This is a genomic window from Bacillus cereus group sp. MYBK227-1 (assembly GCF_051916325.1).
In the GTDB taxonomy this organism is placed as follows: Bacteria; Bacillota; Bacilli; order Bacillales; family Bacillaceae_G; genus Bacillus_A; species Bacillus_A cereus.
Map to the genome: position 1 here is coordinate 1 of NZ_JBQAGK010000010.1, position 16,585 is coordinate 16,585.

Sequence of the window (16,585 nt, forward strand, 5' to 3'; positions counted from 1 at the left end):
TTCTTCCCCAGAGGCAAAGAGCGCCTCAAGGTCAGAAGCTCCATCCACCTCACATTCTGAACGAGCCACTTTCGCTTTTTGATGGAATCTAGCTACAGTGGCTAGAATGTTCGGCGGCTTCGCTTCTTCCCCAGAGGCAAAGAGCGCCTCAAGGTCAGAAGCTCCATCCATCTCACATTCTGAGCGAGCCACTTTCGCTTTTTGATGGAATCTAGCTACAGTGGCTAGAATGTTCGGCGGCTTCGCTTCTTCCCGAGAGGCAAAAAGCGCCTCAAGGTCAGAAGCTCCATCCACCTCACATTCTGAGCGAGCCACTTTCGCTTTTTATTAACATTTGTTACAATAGTAAAAATAGAGGAGGGACGTTATATGCCAAAGGGTACAGGTAAGGTTATTGCACAGAATAAAAAAGCATTTCATGATTATTTCATCGAAGAAACATACGAAGCAGGGCTTGTCCTTCAAGGAACGGAAATTAAGTCGATTCGCGCTGGACGCGTAAACTTGAAAGATGCGTTTGCACGTGTACATAATGGTGAAGTATGGGTTCATAATATGCACATTAATACGTACGAACAAGGGAATCGTTTCAACCATGATCCACTTCGTACGAGAAAATTACTTCTGCATAAAAAAGAAATTGATAAACTAGCGGGCGCTGCGAAAGAAACAGGTTACGCATTAGTTCCACTTAGAATTTATTTGAAAAATGGATTTGCAAAGATGGCACTTGGTTTAGCAAAAGGTAAGAAGCAATATGATAAACGTCACGATTTAAAAGAGAAAGAAGCTAAACGTGAAATTGCACGCGCGTTCCGTGATCGCCAAAAGATGTAATACAGATATTTACATTTGTAAAATGGAGCGCGTATGTTATAATAATTTATGTAAGGTTGTTGCACATTGAAAAACAGCTCTTAGTAGCTATCACGATATTTTCTTCGTATGCTCCATTTTTATCATGGGGACGTTACGGATTCGACAGGGATAGTTCGAGCTTAGGTTGCGAGTCGAGGGGATCGGCCTCGTTAAAACGTCAAAGCCTATAATTGGCAAACAAAACAATCTTTCTTTAGCTGCTTAATTGCACTAAAGGTTCCTCCCTCCATCGTCCATGTGGTAGGGTAAGGGACTCAAACTAAGTGGACTACGCCGGAGTTCGCCGTCTGAGGACAAAGGAAGAGAACAACCAGACTAGCAACTTGGAAGCCTGTCGATAGGCCGAAGAGTTCGCGAAATGCTAATATATCGACTACACTCGTAGAAGCTTAAGTGCCGATATTTTTGGACGTGGGTTCGACTCCCACCGTCTCCACCAATACATATTTGGTGGTTTTTTTATTTTATATATAACAAGAAGCATAAGGCGGCCGTTTTGGCCAACTTATGCTTCTTTTAGTTTACGGCCAACTTATGCTTCCAATATAAAAAAATGGGTTAATAAGTCAGCTCTTTAGTTCATATAAGGGTCCCGCCAACCAAATGACATACAAAAAACGCCATCCTTTCCTGTGATTCTACAGAAAGAATAGCGTATTTTTTCATTTTTTGGGGTATTTTATTTTGTTAACTTGATAGCGATGTGGTGCTACCCCTAAGTATGAAAAATTTATTTTGGAAGCCTGATTTTATTCTCTAATCCTATAACCCGCATTGGTCCTTGTAAGGTTAGTTTAGTTAACAAAGCGGCCATAAAAGCAGGACTATATTTCATACCATTTTCTAGCCAAGTACTAATGACACCTATATGTGCTGAAGTAATATAGCTAGTAAAAATCTCCTTTGGAATACCTAATTCTTCATCAGATTCTACAATAGAAGATAATAAATCACCATATACTTTTTCTTGAACAATTTGTAACATACGACGTCGGAATTCTGGTAACCCTCTATCCCCTAACATCACTTTAAAAAAATCATGATTTTCGGCTATATATTCAAAAAGCCTTAAAAAAGAAAGTGGTGGATTATGTTCATTAACTTCTTGGATTGTTCCATTTATTTCTTTAGGTTTTACTCGTTCTATTAATTCTTCTAACGTCTCATCCATACTTTTCAAAAGAAAATCCTGCTTATCTTGGTAATGTAAATAAAACGTGCCACGAGTAAGCTCCGCTTTATCTGTAATATTTTGAACAGAAATCGTATTCAAATCTCTTTCTTCCAGAAGCTCAATAAGAGCATCCCTTAAATACCTAGTAGTTCTCTTTACACGAGGATCAATTTTTTTATTTTTAGACATAGTTCCTTCTCCTTGTCTATAATTTCAAATCTTTTGGACAATATGTATCGAATTGTCTTTTATAAGACATTATAGAGTTTTTTGCACATTGACCAAAATCCATAACTTGATAAAATTATTATATACAAAGCGTTCATTAATTGACAATAAGTAAACTAATGAACATATTGTATAAAATACAACATGAAGGGAACGATTTATTATGAAAGCATCACGTCTTATTGATGTTCACCATCACATTATTCCAGAGGAATACAGTTCAACTCTTGAATATTTTGGAGTTGCAAAATCAGGAGGCATGCCTATCAAAAAATGGACTCCTGAAGATAGCATTGCAATGATGGACCGTTTAGGAATTGAAGTTGGTATCGGTTCTATTTCCGAACCTGGTCTAATTCCTGTTGCAAATCCTGATTTAGCAAAAAAACTTGCTCGCAGTATTAATGAATTCCAAGCAGAAATGATTGCTAAATATCCAAAACGTTTTGGAGGCTTCGCATTTTTACCACTTCCACACGTTGAAGAATCAATTGAAGAGTTAAAATATGCCTTAGATGAACTTAAACTAGACGGCGTTGGTTTATTATCTAACTATAATGGTCATTTTCTAGGTGACCCAATCTTTGACGAATTAATGGATGAATTAAACAAACGTAATGCAGTAGTATTTATTCACCCTAGTGCACCAGTTGAAGCAAGCCCACGCGCAAGATTCTTAACAGCGGACTTCATGGCAGAGTTTACATTCAATACAACTCGTGCGGCTGCTAACCTTGTGTTAAGTGGTACAATCGAACGTTGTCCAAATATTAAATTTATCCTTGCTCATGCAGGTGGTACACTTCCATATTTAAAATGGAGAATCGGACAATCTTACCGTTCAGCTAAAGTTTGGATGAATGATCCATTAGTATCTGAAAGATGGACAACACTAACAAAAGACCCTGAAGAATATATCAGCAATTTCTATTTTGAAACAGCAATTTCTACTCAACCAGCAACTTTTGAAGCTTTAAAAGATACAACTGATTCATCACACATTTTATTTGGTAGTGATGCACACTATGCTCCTGAAGACTGGACAAAAGAAATGATTGAAAGAATTTCTAATTATCCAAACTTCGATGATAAAACTATCGAAGACATTTCAAGAAATAATGCTCTTAAACTCTTCCCACGCTTTAAATAATGGTTTAAATACGGGTTTAAATAAAGACAAAAGGTACAGATAAAAATAAACGCTAGTCATAATGAATGGACACCCCGACGAATGTCGCAGGCATTTTAAAAAGCTCAATTTGAACATCACTGTTTGAATTGGGCTTTTACTGTTTATTAATTTGTATAACTTTGGAGCGAATGAAAATAAATCATGAAACAAAGAAAAAACCTGTTATTATTGCATTACTCATTGCAACAGGAATGTTATCTGGTAAAAAAGAAAAACATTTTTTTGCACAGTAGACAAGTTGAAGCAGAAAATTAAGCTAACTTTGTAGAATAACCTAACTACGTTTAGGTTCTAGATGAAAAATTATAAAGAAAAACACGGAGGTGCTCTTATGAGTATACGAAATAAACGATTCGCTTATGGAAAAAATCAGTTGCAGTTTGGGGATCTGCGTCTCCCAGAAGGAAAGGGGCCTTATCCAGTTGCAATTGTTCTGCACGGTGGATTTTGGAAAAATATTTGGGGCTTAGATATGATGGAACCTGTAGCAAAAGATTTGGCGTCAAGGGGTATAGCGACTTGGAACATTGAATTTCGTCGTGTTGGCGATGAAGGCGGAGGATGGCCAGGCACTTTAATTGATGCTGCAAATGCGACCGACTATTTACAACAAATAGCGGAAGAAAATCATCTTGATTTAGGCCGGGTTATTGCTATTGGGCATTCTGCAGGAGGTCATTTGGCTTTATGGTTAGCGGGTCGTAAGAAACTACCGGAAAATAGTGTTTTAAGAATTACTGATCAACCGCTTTCTCTTAAGGGAGCAATAAGCTTAGCAGGAGTTAATGATCTTGCACTAATGGATGATGTCCATCATTTACGTCTATCAGAATTCGGTAAAGAAAATAACCATCCTGTAACTGATTTGTTAGGCGGGACACCGAAAGAGGTTCCAGAGCGTTATGAGGAGGCTTCTCCAATTCAATTATTGCCCCTTCAGGTTCCACAAGTTCTTATTCACGGATCACTCGATATTAATGTGCCAATCGGAATTAGTTATAACTACAAGCGTGTAGCAGATGCTTCTGGGGATCAAGTGAAAATGGTGGAAATACCATCCGCAGAGCACTCTAAAGTGATCGATCCCAATGTGGAAGAATGGTCGTATATCGTCACAGAAGTTATCAACTTATTAGATATGGGGCAATAACACCTAGCCATCAATATAAGTTTGTATGAGCTTAATTTCATAAAGCAGCTTTAGTATTATAAACTTATTTTTAAAGCTTGATTTGTTGTCCTTCCATGCCCATCAAGCTGAAACTTTAATTTGCTGTTTTGTGAATTTTGCTGTCAGCTTATGGGTTAATAATTAATTTACGGCCAATTTATGCTTCCAATTCTGTTGAATAATTAGATAACCATCTACAAAAATAAGTGTTTTCTGGCCAACTTATAGGTAAAGTGACATTGTATGATATGAAACATAATTTTCCGGTTTGGTGAGGTTATGGTTCTTTTTGTTTTGTAATTTTATAAAATGTTTAAGTTGATGGAGCGTTACCCCTGAAATAGAAAATGAAGAAATGGGTATTGATGATAAGCAAGTAGATACTATAGATACTCGTAAACGAGCGATTGGTGATTATTTATTTTTATTACACTTTATTCAAATGTTTATATATTTTGTCTTTTTATCCATACCTATTGTAAGATTATATAGAGTTCTCCTAATAAGCTGTTTTAATGGATTATTTAGGGGTTTTAAATTTATAAATCTTAAATTGTTTTTTCGGGATAATTTTTTATCTAAATAAGTTATATTGAAGTAGAGGTGAACCATCGGTGAAGCAGGTGTTGGTGATTAAAAATGAACGGTCTTCAGCAAAGAAAATCGTAAGCGGTCTAACGCAAGAAGGCTATTTCATTTTAAAACTTCACAATGAAAACGAAGGTTTAAATATAATATATGAACAAGATTGGGATATTATCATATTGGATTGGGATTCATTAAGTATACCGGGACCAGAAATTTGTAGACAAATACGACTTGTTAAAACGACACCGATTATTATTGTGACCGACAATATTTCTAGTAAGGATTGCGTAGCAGGGTTACAAGCAGGAGCAGATGATTATATAAGAAAACCATTTGCGAAAGAAGAATTAGTAGCAAGGGTTCAAGCGATTTTAAGGAGAAGTGATTGTAACCAGCAAAAGGAGATAAACTTTTTTCAGTTTAAAGATCTCTTTGTTGATGCATCTAGCAATATTGTGAAAAAAGGTGGCGAAAACCTCTCGCTTACTAAGCGGGAGTACGATTTACTTGTATTTTTAATCAAGAATAAAAACACAATATTGAGCCGTGAAATGCTTTTGAATCAAGTATGGGGATATAATGTAGTAGTAAATCCAAATGTAGTAGACTTATATATTGGGTATGTAAGAAAAAAGTTAAAGTGCGAGAAGAAAGACAGATATATTCAAACGATACATGGTAGAGGCTATTCAATGATTGAATGATAAAATAAGGTAATAGAAAAAAGAGTAAAACTGTTTCATTCAGTTTTACTCTTTTTTCTATTAAACCTAATAATCAAATAGTTTCTTAGAAGTATTAAAAGATGTAAAAAAATGGATTATAAAAATGTTAGCTATTAATGGGCGTGTTTTGTAGAGGAAATTATGGCTAATCAATACGCCCGACTGCACATATTACTTTCTATGCCTGATTTTATGAATTCGCACCATTCACAAGATTTTCACAGGATTAATGACTATACTAATTAACAGGATGTTCAAATGAAAATGATTATCAATAGCGATTCAATTGAATAAAAGTTACCTTCTAATTCAATCTATGGATGTCATCATTTTCGAAATAAATTACACTATAAGGAGTATACATATGAAAAAATCTATGCTTTTAAAATTAGTGAGTATTCTAGCAATTTTTACTTTAATGTTAGTGGCTTGCTCAGATTCAAGTAAAGAAACTTCGAAGGCTAATAATAAAGATAATGGTAGTGATAAGTCAAAAACGGTTGAAATCACTGATGCTCATGGAACTGTTAAAGTCCCTGTAAACCCAAAGAATGTAGTTGCTTTGGATAACAGAACGTTTGAAACTTTATCTGATTGGGGAATTAAATTAGCGGCTGCTCCAAAGGATATCATGCCTGCTGATTCAGCATATAAAAAGGATGAAAAAGTTCAAAATATTGGGAATCACCGTGAACCAAATCTTGAAATTATTGCAGCGGCAAACCCTGACCTTGTAATCGTTGGTCAAAGATTTGCTGACCATTACGAAGAAATCAAAAAATTAGTACCAAATGCAGCAGTTATTGATCTTAATTTTGATGTTTCTGAGAAAGCTACTAAGCCTGGCGAAAACTTAGTAAAAGGACTTAAAGATTCTACAATTACTTTAGGAAAAATCTTTAATAAAGATAAAGAAGCTAAACAATTAGTAGCTGATTTTGATAAATCTATTGAAAAAGCAAAATCTGCTTATAACGGAAAAGATAAAGTTATGAGTGTTATCGTTACTGGTGGTAATATTGGTTTTGCTGCTCCACATTCTGGTCGTGTTTGGGGACCAATGTATGAAATTTTCGGTTGGACTCCAGCGTTAGAAGTTTCAAATTCTACTGCAGGTCATAAAGGTGATGACGTTTCTGTTGAAGCTATTGCACAAACAAATCCTGATTGGATTTTCGTATTAGATCGTGATGCTGCAACATCTGATGCAGCTAAGTCAACACCTGCTAAGGATGTTATTTCTAAATCACCTGCTCTTCAAAACACAACTGCTGTTTCTAAAAAACAAGTTATTTATGCACCAGAAGATACTTACACAAATGAATCAATTCAAACTTATATAGAGTTATTTGGAAATATGGCAAAAACTTTAGCTAAGTAGTGTAAAGGGGTACGAAACAGTGTCAAAAAATATGATTTCTAGGGTTGAGAATATTTCTCAACCCCAGTTTTATAATCAAAATAAAATATGGACAAAACCTTTTATAATAGCAGTTATAGTTGTTATAATTTTAGGGATTATATCACTGTTTACTGGAGTTTATGATATACGTGGACAAGAGGACGGGACAGAGATGTTTTTCATAACTCGTGTTCCGAGAACAGCTGCATTAATGCTTACTGGAGCTGCGATGGCGATGGCAGGGCTCGTCATGCAACTCATTACACAGAATCGCTTTGTTGAACCTACTACAACGGGGACTATTGAATGGTCAGGCTTAGGCCTGCTTTTTGTGTATTTATTATTTCCTGCCCCGACTTTAGTTCAAAGAATGACTGGTGCAATCATTTTTTCTTTTATAGGAACTATGATTTTCTTTCTATTTTTAAGAAGAGTTAAGCTTCGTTCGTCTTTAATTGTTCCGATTATTGGATTGATGCTTGGAGCAGTAATTTCTGCAGTGTCTACTTTTTTAGGACTCCTTTTTCAAAAGACGCAAAGTATTGAAACGTGGTTTGTAGGTTCATTTGCTAACATTCAGGTGGGAAGATATGAATATTTATGGCTGATTGTTATCATTACTTTTCTTATTTTTATGTATGCTAATAGATTGACTTTAGCTGGACTAGGAGAAGATGTCGCAACAAGTCTTGGAGTTAATTACAATAGAATTGTTCTTTTTGGGACTGCTCTTATCTCTGTTGCAGTTGGAATTGTTGCAGCTGTTATTGGACACTTACCTTTCTTAGGATTAATTGTGCCAAATATCGTTTCAATGTTTAGAGGTGATGATCTTAGGAGTAATTTACCTTGGGTTTGTGTGATCGGAATGGGATCAATAACTGCCTGTGACATCATTTCTCGAACAATTATACAGCCTTTTGAATTACCTGTTTCTTTAATACTTGCAACAGTGGGAGCAGTCGTGTTTATTACTATTTTATTGAGACAAAGAAAACCAAGGAGGCTACGATGATCACATTAGAATATAGAAAAAAAGAAAATGTCGAAATCGATTCTAGCCTTCATAATGAAAGTAGATCAGCTAGCGCTTTTCGGTCTAAGAAGGAAGCAAGACGTTATTGGATTTTACTGATAACATTGATTGCTTTAGGTCTTCTTTCTTCATATGGACTTTTAGTTTATAACAATCCAGTTCCGATAGATTCACCTTCTTTTATCCCAGTCGTTAAGAGAAGGATAGTAGCTATTGTTGCAATGATTATTGCTGCGGTTTGCCATAGCTTGTCGACAGTTGCTTTCCAATCTATTACGAATAATAAAATTATTACTCCATCGCTTTTAGGTTTCGAATCACTTTATTCAGCAATTCAAACGAGTACAGTATTCTTCTTTGGTGCTAGTGCGTTAATAAATTTTAATGGAATTGGATCATTTTTATTCCAAGTTGTTGTTATGGTCTTCATGAGTTTGATACTTTATGGATGGTTACTTTCCGGTAAATACGGGAATTTACAACTTATGCTTTTAGTTGGAATTATTATTGGTACCGGGCTAAATTCTGTGTCAACTTTCATGAGAAAACTACTTGCGCCTTCAGAATTTGATATTTTACAAGCAAGACTATTTGGTTCTGTTAATCATGCAGATCCTGCATATTTTCCTATTGTAATTCCTATGATCATAATTGTAGCGGTATTAATTTTTGCTCATTCTAAGAATTTGAATGTTTTATCACTAGGAAAAGATGTTGCTACTTCTTTTGGAGTTAAATACCAACCTAGTGTAATTTATACGCTTGTATTAGTAGCTATTTTAATGTCCATTTCAACAGCTCTAATTGGGCCACTTACTTTCTACGGCTTTTTAGTGGCAACTTTGAGTTATCAGGCAGCGTCAACTTATGATCATAGATATATTTTTCCGATGGCTTTTGCTATAGGATTTTTAATAATGACGAGCGCATACTTTTTAATGTATCATGTATTCCATGCTCAAGGTGTAGTTTCAGTTATTATTGAATTATTTGGTGGAATCATATTCTTAACTATAGTTTTAAGGAAGAGGGCTTTATGATAAAAATTGATAATGTTAAAAAGTTCTATACTGATAAGGTAAAAATAGGACCTTTGGATATTGAAATACCAAAAGCAGGCTTTACTTCTTTAATTGGACCAAATGGTGCTGGAAAGTCAACGACACTTTTGATGATTGGCAGACTTTTAGATATGGATGAAGGCCAAATTCAGGTAGCAAATATGGATGTTTCTGAATCCAAATCAAAAGACTTAGCAAAAGTTTTGACTATATTGCGACAAGAAAATCATTTTGTAACTAGGCTTACAGTTAGACAATTAGTTGGATTTGGGCGCTTTCCTTATTCAAAGGGAAGGTTGACTAAAGAAGATGAGGTTATCATTTCTAAATATATCGATTTCTTAGATTTAACTAGTTTAGAGAATAGATATTTAGATGAGCTTTCTGGTGGTCAAAGACAAAGGGCATATGTAGCGATGGTACTGTGCCAAGAGACGGAATATGTACTTTTGGACGAACCTTTGAACAACCTTGATGTTGCTCGTTCTGTTCAAATGATGGAGCATTTAAGACGTGCAGCTAATGAATTTGGAAGAACAATTTTGACGGTTATGCATGACATAAATTTTGCAGCTAAATACTCGGATAAAATTTGTGCTATGAAAGATGGACAAATTGCTGCTTTTGGAACAGTAGAAGAGGTTATGGACTCAACACTTTTGACAGATATTTTTGAAACAAAAATAGAAATTATTAATGGTCCTTATGGGCCAATAGCAGTTTATTAGTTATAAAATGTCTTGCGTAGATTATGCAAGACACTCTAGTTGAAGTTGCTGTCTGTATTTTATAGGCAGCAGCTTTTTTTATGTGATTACTCATAAAATGCAAAAGAATGCTTCACCTTTTCAAGTATGTACCAAGTGGAAAAAATATCTCTGTATAATTTTTTAAAAGAATTCAGCTTGTTTTTTTTATATGTAATATTGCATATCAGAGTGTATTGATAAAAGTGTAAGGGGTCACTATAATGAGGGCATAAAGATAAATCATATTTTCGTAGCAATAAAAAGGAGGAAATAATATGGAAATCGCAATGGCAGTTTTAAAATTTGTAGGTGGCGTAATCCCGTTAATTCAAGAACTTTTAAAAGCATTTATGTAAATTTATTAGTTAGCAATCATTTATCAATCATTATCATATTTTACTAAAAAAAGAACGGGGTGATTTTTCTGAATATTAAGAAAAACACTAAAAGAAGAAAGTTCCTTGCATGTTTATTAGTTAGTCTATGCACTATTAATTATTCATCTATTTCCTTCGCAGAAACACAAGCAAGTAATGCAACTGATGTAACCAAAAATGCTAGTGGCATTGATACTGGTATAGCAAATCTTAAATATAATAATCAAGAGGTTTTAGCTGTAAATGGTGATAAAGTAGAGAGTTTTGTTCCGAAAGAAAGTATCAATTCAAATGGTAAATTTGTAGTAGTAGAACGCGAAAAAAAATCACTTACAACGTCACCAGTCGATATTTCAATTATTGATTCTGTAGTGAATCGCACGTATCCAGGAGCTGTACAACTTGCAAATAAAGCTTTTGCAGACAATCAACCGAGTTTATTAGTGGCTAAGAGAAAGCCTTTGAATATTAGTATAGACTTACCGGGCATGAGAAAAGAAAATACAATCACTGTCCAAAATCCGACATATGGTAATGTAGCTGGAGCAGTAGACGATTTAGTATCTACTTGGAATGAAAAGTATTCTACAACACATACGTTGCCTGCAAGAATGCAGTATACGGAATCCATGGTTTATAGTAAATCGCAAATCGCAAGCGCTCTTAATGTTAACGCTAAATATCTTGATAACAGTCTAAACATTGATTTTAATGCGGTTGCAAATGGAGAGAAAAAAGTGATGGTAGCGGCGTATAAGCAAATATTTTATACGGTAAGTGCTGAACTACCTAACAATCCATCCGACCTTTTTGATAATAGCGTTACTTTTGATGAGTTAACTCGAAAAGGCGTAAGTAATTCGGCTCCACCTGTTATGGTTTCAAATGTAGCTTATGGTAGAACGATTTATGTAAAATTAGAAACAACATCTAAGAGCAAAGATGTACAAGCTGCTTTTAAAGCCTTACTTAAGGATAACAGCGTTGAAACAAGTGGACAGTATAAAGATATTTTTGAAGAAAGTACCTTTACTGCTGTAGTATTAGGCGGAGATGCGAAAGAGCATAACAAGGTTGTTACTAAAGATTTCAATGAAATCCGAAATATTATTAAAGATAATGCTGAATTAAGTCTTAAAAATCCAGCATACCCAATTTCATATACAAGTACTTTCTTAAAAGATAATGCAACTGCTGCTGTTCATAACAATACAGATTATATTGAGACGACAACTACAGAATATTCAAGTGCTAAAATGACACTTGATCATTATGGTGCTTACGTTGCTCAATTTGATGTATCTTGGGATGAATTCACATTTGACCAAAAGGGTAACGAAGTACTAACACATAAAACATGGGATGGTAGCGGAAAAGACAAAACGGCTCATTACTCTACAGTTATCCCTCTTCCACCGAACTCAAAAAATATAAAAATTGTAGCAAGAGAATGTACAGGTCTTGCATGGGAATGGTGGAGAACAATTATTAATGAACAAAACGTTCCATTAACAAATGAAATAAAAGTTTCAATTGGAGGAACAACATTATATCCAACAGCTAGTATTAGTCATTAAGTATAAAAAAAGCGCCCTATAAGTAGGGCGCTTTTTTACTTAGTCATAAATTTTATTCCTCTATTTGCCGGGCAGCCCGATTGATGAGGGCTGATTAATAATGTAATTCCTAATATAGTTAATCGGCGTTGATTTACTTCTTCACGTAAAATGGATTGAAATGAAATTCCTATTACTTGGACAAGTGTTGCTAAAAGTGTGGCAATTGGAGGAATAAAACTTTATGTTCCTTTGTTTTGGGCCAACTTAAGAAACTTTTGTAAAATGATAGGATTACAAAAATGTAATGTGGGTGTAAGGAAACTGGATTGTACCATCTTTATGGTTAAAGCATACTTAAGGTAAGGAAGATTTATATTTTAACGGGTATAAATTTTACAAGTAGAATAGAAAGGTTAGGTATTACCATATGAAATGGATCATGAGAATTTTTGTATTATTAGCTATAGTAGGAGGTGCTTTCTACTATATGAAGTCAGGGAATGGATACTATTTGACTAAACAATATTATGTAAAAGTAACGACTGATTCTAAAGTAGAAAACGAAAAATTGAGTAATGGAGAAGTTCTTACGTATCATGTTTACGATGAGAAGGTGTACGATAAAAAAGGGGAAGAAAGAGAACTGAAAATTTCCTTGCAAAATGAATTGGAAAAAAATCAATATTATTTGATTGATTGGGAAGATCGCCGTGGGATTGTTTCTAAAATAGCTAAAGTGAATCAAGCAAAAATAGATAAAGGTATTTTAGATAAGTTGAACGCAAATTCATAATATTTCAGGATAAGTTAATCAAAAGCTGTGTTAGCGTAAGATTTATAAGAAAAAGGTATTGTAGCAAAAATAAAAGAGGTTATTATAAAACAAAAAAGACCGAACCGTCTGGTTCTGTCTTTTTTTAGGAATGAAGAATGAATTTTACAAATGATGTGGCACAAAGCTGGATTGCTACAATTGGGATGACATGTATGAATAGTGGACTGTAACACTTATGTAGATGGTTTGCAGAGATATAAAATCAATATAGAAGAGGAGTATTATTATAGATGACTTATGTAACTACAATTTTATCAATAGCGGGTATCGTTATCATGTCTTTAGCAAGGATTAATTTTAAAATAAGGGCGTTTGCTAATAAACCAGCTTGGGGTGGCTTCACTCTTCCCTTAATTCTAATTGGATTTATTTTATTTTGTATCGGTATGTTTTTAGGGTTTGTAAATCATCAACTATAAGGTGGGAATATTGTGAAGACGAAAAGCTACATGTTTTTCGTCTTTTCGTTCTCTTGCTTAATAAGAAAGATCCTGCAACTCAGTACAGGATCTTTAATCAAACGTATTTAAAAACTAAATTGTGGTTTCATATCACCTTTATAAGGTTCATGTTCAACGAATATAGTTATATCCTTACCAGCTTGGTCTTTACCAGTTCTTTTATACGTAAATTTATTCTTATTTAGTTCAGTAAGTTCAAGAGCAGCACCGTATTTGTTATTTCCAATTGAAACATGGGCTCTTATTTTATTTTCGTGTACAACATCGAAGTAGCCATAATCACCGCGGCTTTGACCTGTTTCACTATTGAAAAACTCATATTTATTAGATTTGTCATCAAATTTTGCTAAACTTATAAAATTCGAATTAAACTGTGTTACATCGTTACCAGCTTCGTCTAATACCTTTGTTCCGTGCCAAAGGGTACCGCCTAAAATTTTATCTCCATCAACGTTTTTAATAATATCTCCTGTAGTCGTGTTCAGCTGCTTGTCCGGATCAGTGAAAGAAAGTTCTTTTTCTTTATATGGAACATGTTCAACGAAAACTTCTACATCTTTACCGTTAGCGTCTTTCCCCATTCGTTTATAAGTAAATACATTTTTATTTAGTTTTGTCATGTCAACGACAGCTTGATACTTCATTGATTCTGAAATCAATATTCTCTTCTTCCCATCATTTGTGACAAAGAAAGTGCCTTTATCGCCACGACTTGCACCTGTTTTAGCATCAAAAAATTCATATCTGCCGGATTTCGCATCATATTTTGCAAGACCAATGAAGTTTGCATTCTCTTTTGTTAAGTCATTCTTATCTTTGTCATACACTCGTGTACCTTGCCAATTTGTCTCGCTAAGAATATTAGCCATTTTTTGCCCTTTAGTTAATTTATTTTCCTTTTTTGTTTCTTTAGCAACTTGTTCTTGTTTTTGTTTCCCATGATTTTCTTCAGCTTTAGTACCAGCACACCCTGTTAATGCTAATGTGAATCCGAGCAGTACGGATGATAGTGCTTTTGCTTTTTTGTTCATGTTTTATCGTCTCCTTATTTTATGATTTCAAGTAGTACGGTTAGCGATTATAGTAGCAGTGCGTCATATATGAACTTAGTTGCTACGTTTCTTATGTTAATCCCCGACTATAAACTGCCTCTAAATAAAACATTAAAAAAAGATAAACTAATTCCTAAAAAATGTTCATATTTATAAAAAATCGCTAGCTTGCTGTAGTGCCTACGAGTAATCCAAAAAATACATTGTAAAGAAGAAGGAAAGCCGCTAATAATAATGTAATTGATAATTGTAGCTATGCGGAAGTAATAACGTTGTGAAACGATTTGGGGGTATATAGTTTCAGTGTGAAAAAAGTGAAAGTTGCTATAAGTACAAATGGATTTTGTGGACTTCACGGCAAAGTTATAGATAGAGTGGCATTGCAGGGTTAAAAACCATAACTTTGCTGGAGGAGCGGGTTATGGTTTTTTTATGAGGAAATACGATTTTAAGTTTTTGCTGAAGGTGTTTTTCTAGGATATGCTGTGAGTGATTGGAGTGAGGTAGTGTCAGATATTGTCGACCAATCGATATATTGGAAAAATCGTTGATATATTTGTAAAGGGGTGTTTGAGGTGATTGTGAAAGAAAGAAAAATGCCGATTTATATAAGACAGTTAGAAGCACTGCTTAGAAGGTTACCTGTACATCATCCAAAACGAAATTTAATTGGAGAAAACTTGGCAAAACACATGGCGGGGTATAAAGGGGAGCAAGCAATTGATTATCCACTTAGTTTTATTTCTGAGAAAGAGTATAGTGTTTTACATGATGTTCGCTTATCTAATCATGATCAATACTTTCAAATTGATACTATTATCATTTCCACAAAGTTTCTTCTTTTTCTTGAGATAAAAAATATAGCAGGTACATTAATGTTTGATGCAAAGTTTAATCAACTTATCCGAATAACAGAAGGAAATTCAGAGGGATTTCCAGATCAGGTTTTACAAATAAAAAGGCAAGAAATACAATTAAAGAAATGGTTAAGCTTACATGGATTTTCCTCTAGTCTTCCAATCGAGTCCCTCGTTGTTATTAGCTCGCCTCGTACCATTATAAAATCTTCAGATGACAATCTTCTTCATACAATTATTCATAGTGCAAATTTACCTCATAAAATAAAGTGGTTTGAAAGTAAATATAAGAGAAAAGTTATAGATAATGTAGATAGGCTCATTCATCAAATAATAACGGAGCATTCTCCACTTCAACAAAATATACTTGAGCAATATAAAATAGAAAAAGAGGAGTTGTTAAATGGAGTACAATGTGAGAAATGCTTAGTTATTCCAATGGTTAAAGTGAAGAAGGGCTGGCGTTGTACAAGTTGTAAAGATTTTTCAAAAGTGGCACATGAGGATGCTATACGAGATTATGCATTGCTCATTAGTACGACATGTACGAACGGTAATTTGAAAGAGTTTCTCCATGTTTCGTCGGGTATGGTTGTAAACAGAATTCTCCACACACTAAATCTCCCCTACACTGGCAACAACAAAGGACGAATATATGATTTAACTTCTTTCCAATCGTAATTTTGCTATAATAAATAAGTACTTATACGAAGGGGAGTCTAAAGAGAAAATGAAGTCATTTAATATCGATCATGTTATAGCTAGTGTTTTGCAATGGATATTAAATATAGCTTTAATTATATTATCCATTGTGTTATCGATTTTCTTAGTGAATGAGACAATTACGTTTGTGCAGTATATTTTTTCGGCAAAAGAGTATACGTCTTATAAATTGGTTGAAAGTATCATCGTCTATTTCTTATACTTCGAGTTCATTGCATTAATTATTAAGTATTTTAAATCGAACTATCATTTCCCGTTACGTTATTTTATTTATATCGGAATTACGGCCTTAATTCGATTGATTATTGTGTCTCATGAGGAACCGATGGAGACGTTATTATACGCAGGAGCAATTCTTGTTTTAGTCATTGCTTTATACATATCAAATATGAGAGATTTGAGAAAAGAGTAGTAGTGCAGACATAAGTTTGCACTACTTTTTTATATCTTGACCTTCAAGTTGCTTGAAAGTTTACAATGTAAATAGGGCGTTTGAAATTGAAAAAAATTGAGAAA

The 16,585-nt window shown here is 34.3% G+C and carries 16 protein-coding genes and 1 other RNA gene; 14 read left to right on the forward strand and 3 right to left on the reverse strand.

Translation table 11 applies throughout. The features are described from left to right. Window positions 1-315 (reverse strand): hypothetical protein (locus ACTFRM_RS27310; protein WP_440043789.1); only part of this gene is annotated, 315 nt, incomplete at its 3' end. Between the two features lie 54 nt (window positions 316-369). Between ACTFRM_RS27310 and smpB the strand changes: the two genes are divergently transcribed. Then, window positions 370-837 carry an SsrA-binding protein gene (smpB, locus tag ACTFRM_RS27315; protein ID WP_001123919.1) on the forward strand — a complete coding sequence of 156 codons (468 nt, stop codon included), beginning with the start codon at window positions 370-372 and terminating at the stop codon, window positions 835-837. 126 nt (window positions 838-963) lie between these two features. After that, window positions 964-1,318: a transfer-messenger RNA gene (ssrA, locus tag ACTFRM_RS27320) on the forward strand. 291 nt (window positions 1,319-1,609) lie between these two features. Here ssrA and ACTFRM_RS27325 read toward each other — a convergent pair. Beyond that, window positions 1,610-2,242: a TetR/AcrR family transcriptional regulator gene (locus tag ACTFRM_RS27325; RefSeq protein ID WP_000041936.1), complete on the reverse strand. Its 633-nt coding sequence runs from the start codon at window positions 2,240-2,242 to the stop codon at window positions 1,610-1,612. A gap of 199 nt (window positions 2,243-2,441) precedes the next feature. On the opposite strand from ACTFRM_RS27325, the gene ACTFRM_RS27330 reads away from it, so the two are divergent. The 10 genes from ACTFRM_RS27330 to ACTFRM_RS27375 all read left to right on the forward strand — a co-directional run bounded on the left by ACTFRM_RS27330 (window position 2,442) and on the right by ACTFRM_RS27375 (window position 13,395). Then, on the forward strand, window positions 2,442-3,431 hold the full coding sequence (locus ACTFRM_RS27330; protein ID WP_033689835.1) for an amidohydrolase family protein: 990 nt from the start codon (window positions 2,442-2,444) through the stop codon (window positions 3,429-3,431). 373 nt (window positions 3,432-3,804) lie between these two features. Further along, window positions 3,805-4,623: an alpha/beta hydrolase family protein gene (locus tag ACTFRM_RS27335; protein WP_000027824.1), complete on the forward strand. Its 819-nt coding sequence runs from the start codon at window positions 3,805-3,807 to the stop codon at window positions 4,621-4,623. Between the two features lie 635 nt (window positions 4,624-5,258). After that, window positions 5,259-5,936, forward strand: coding sequence for a response regulator transcription factor (locus ACTFRM_RS27340; RefSeq protein WP_074553716.1), 678 nt, complete (start codon window positions 5,259-5,261; stop codon window positions 5,934-5,936). Between the two features lie 385 nt (window positions 5,937-6,321). Continuing rightward, window positions 6,322-7,338 carry a siderophore ABC transporter substrate-binding protein gene (locus ACTFRM_RS27345; RefSeq protein ID WP_074555606.1) on the forward strand — a complete coding sequence of 339 codons (1,017 nt, stop codon included), beginning with the start codon at window positions 6,322-6,324 and terminating at the stop codon, window positions 7,336-7,338. A gap of 19 nt (window positions 7,339-7,357) precedes the next feature. Beyond that, entirely contained in the window at window positions 7,358-8,374 is a 1,017-nt protein-coding gene (locus tag ACTFRM_RS27350; RefSeq protein WP_000042077.1) for an ABC transporter permease, read from the forward strand. Beyond that, on the forward strand, window positions 8,371-9,435 hold the full coding sequence (locus ACTFRM_RS27355) for an iron chelate uptake ABC transporter family permease subunit (RefSeq protein ID WP_000631245.1): 1,065 nt from the start codon (window positions 8,371-8,373) through the stop codon (window positions 9,433-9,435). The genes ACTFRM_RS27350 and ACTFRM_RS27355 overlap by 4 nt, the downstream gene beginning before the upstream one ends. Further along, window positions 9,432-10,184 (forward strand): iron ABC transporter ATP-binding protein, encoded by a 753-nt coding sequence (locus ACTFRM_RS27360; protein ID WP_000590071.1) that lies wholly within the window; start codon window positions 9,432-9,434, stop codon window positions 10,182-10,184. The genes ACTFRM_RS27355 and ACTFRM_RS27360 overlap by 4 nt, the downstream gene beginning before the upstream one ends. Before the next feature lie 436 nt (window positions 10,185-10,620). Further along, window positions 10,621-12,159: an anthrolysin O/cereolysin O family cholesterol-dependent cytolysin Alo gene (gene alo, locus ACTFRM_RS27365; RefSeq protein ID WP_000576727.1), complete on the forward strand. Its 1,539-nt coding sequence runs from the start codon at window positions 10,621-10,623 to the stop codon at window positions 12,157-12,159. Between the two features lie 409 nt (window positions 12,160-12,568). Next, complete coding sequence (locus ACTFRM_RS27370) at window positions 12,569-12,934, forward strand: YxeA family protein (RefSeq protein ID WP_002164645.1); 366 nt, start codon at window positions 12,569-12,571, stop codon at window positions 12,932-12,934. A gap of 272 nt (window positions 12,935-13,206) precedes the next feature. Continuing rightward, entirely contained in the window at window positions 13,207-13,395 is a 189-nt protein-coding gene (locus tag ACTFRM_RS27375) for a hypothetical protein (RefSeq protein WP_000222858.1), read from the forward strand. A gap of 107 nt (window positions 13,396-13,502) precedes the next feature. On the opposite strand, the gene ACTFRM_RS27380 is transcribed toward ACTFRM_RS27375, so the two are convergent. After that, entirely contained in the window at window positions 13,503-14,468 is a 966-nt protein-coding gene (locus tag ACTFRM_RS27380; RefSeq protein WP_001034141.1) for a DUF4822 domain-containing protein, read from the reverse strand. 602 nt (window positions 14,469-15,070) lie between these two features. Between ACTFRM_RS27380 and ACTFRM_RS27385 the strand changes: the two genes are divergently transcribed. Both ACTFRM_RS27385 and psiE read left to right on the forward strand, forming a co-directional pair. After that, window positions 15,071-16,027 carry a nuclease-related domain-containing protein gene (locus ACTFRM_RS27385; RefSeq protein WP_002164644.1) on the forward strand — a complete coding sequence of 319 codons (957 nt, stop codon included), beginning with the start codon at window positions 15,071-15,073 and terminating at the stop codon, window positions 16,025-16,027. A gap of 49 nt (window positions 16,028-16,076) precedes the next feature. Then, complete coding sequence (gene psiE, locus ACTFRM_RS27390) at window positions 16,077-16,481, forward strand: phosphate-starvation-inducible protein PsiE (protein ID WP_000834708.1); 405 nt, start codon at window positions 16,077-16,079, stop codon at window positions 16,479-16,481. The last annotated feature ends 104 nt before the right edge of the window (window positions 16,482-16,585 follow it).